Below are 1060 nucleotides of genomic sequence, written 5' to 3'. Positions count from 1 at the left end.
CTTCTTAATTGGCAATCATTATCATTTGCAAAATGTTTAGATATATCTATTTGCCAGAGAGACGCTCAATGAAAGAGAAAAAGTACCCACAGCGCGTGCGCAATGAACTTCGTTTTCGTGAACTGACCGTACTGCGTGTTGAGCGCATCGGCGAGGCTTTTCAGCGCGTAGTGCTGGGCGGCGAGGCGCTGGAAGGCTTTAGTTCGCGTGGATTTGACGACCACACCAAATTATTCTTCCCACAAGCAGGGAGCAAAATCACGCCGCCAACGGTAACCGATGACGGTATCGTCTGGGCTGAGGGCGTCCGTCCACAATCGCGTGACTATACCCCGCTGTATAATGCTGAACGCCATGAGCTGGCCTATGACTTCTTCATTCATGATGGCGGCGTCGCGAGTCAATGGGCGATGGAAGCTAAAGCGGGTGATACGCTGACGATCGGTGGTCCGCGCGGTTCGCTGGTGGTGCCGGAAGATTATGCCTGGCAGCTTTATGTCTGCGATGAAACCGGTATGCCGGCGCTACGTCGCCGCCTGGAGGCGTTACGCACGCTGGCGCAGCGTCCGCAGGTTACCGCGCTGGTGATGGTGCGTGACGTGGCGGATAAAACCTATCTGGCCGGTTTTGATGAGTTCAATATTGAATGGGTTAGCGAGTATGACGCCGCCGCCGTTGCCGCGCGTCTGGCGCAGCTCACGGTGCCGCCGTCCGATTACTTTATCTGGCTGACCGGTGAAGGGAAGGTGGTTAAAAACCTGACCGATGGATTTGTGACCGATGCCATTGACCCGCAGCTGGTCCGTTCCAGCGCCTACTGGCACGCCAAATAACGTGATTCTGCCGCAGTTTCTCCTGCGGCCAGGATGACTTCCTGTGGCGCTTGTCAGCGCCATTCTCTCTTTTCTTCCCCCCGCCGCTACGCCTCGGCCATGTTTATTGCCGCTTGCCGTAAACAATCGTCTGAAGGACGTCTTTTCCCTACTTTTTATACTTTTATTTTGCGTCTTGCTGACGTGAGTTATTTGTTGTTTTGTTTTTATAATTCATTGTTTTATAT

General features: G+C 53.2%; 2 protein-coding genes. Both read left to right on the top strand.

The features are described 5' to 3' along the window. Nucleotides 1-68 precede the first annotated feature (68 nt). Nucleotides 69-833, top strand: coding sequence for a siderophore-interacting protein (locus NNN71_RS24685; protein ID WP_249022718.1), 765 nt, complete (start codon nt 69-71; stop codon nt 831-833). A gap of 33 nt (nt 834-866) precedes the next feature. Beyond that, a partial coding sequence (locus tag NNN71_RS24680) for a hypothetical protein (RefSeq protein WP_271459590.1) occupies nt 867-1060 on the top strand: 194 nt, incomplete at its 3' end.

The organism is Kluyvera sp. Awk 3, from assembly GCF_028069715.1.
Lineage (GTDB): Bacteria > Pseudomonadota > Gammaproteobacteria > Enterobacterales > Enterobacteriaceae > Kluyvera > Kluyvera georgiana_A.
Note: the sequence above shows the minus strand (reverse complement) of the source record. Positions and strands in the feature narration are given on the sequence as shown.

What these genes read in the sequence shown, in the direction of transcription:
- NNN71_RS24685 (WP_249022718.1), top strand. Translation starts at nt 69, where the DNA reads ATGAAAGAGAAAAAGTACCCACAGCGCGTGCGCAATGAACTTCGTTTT.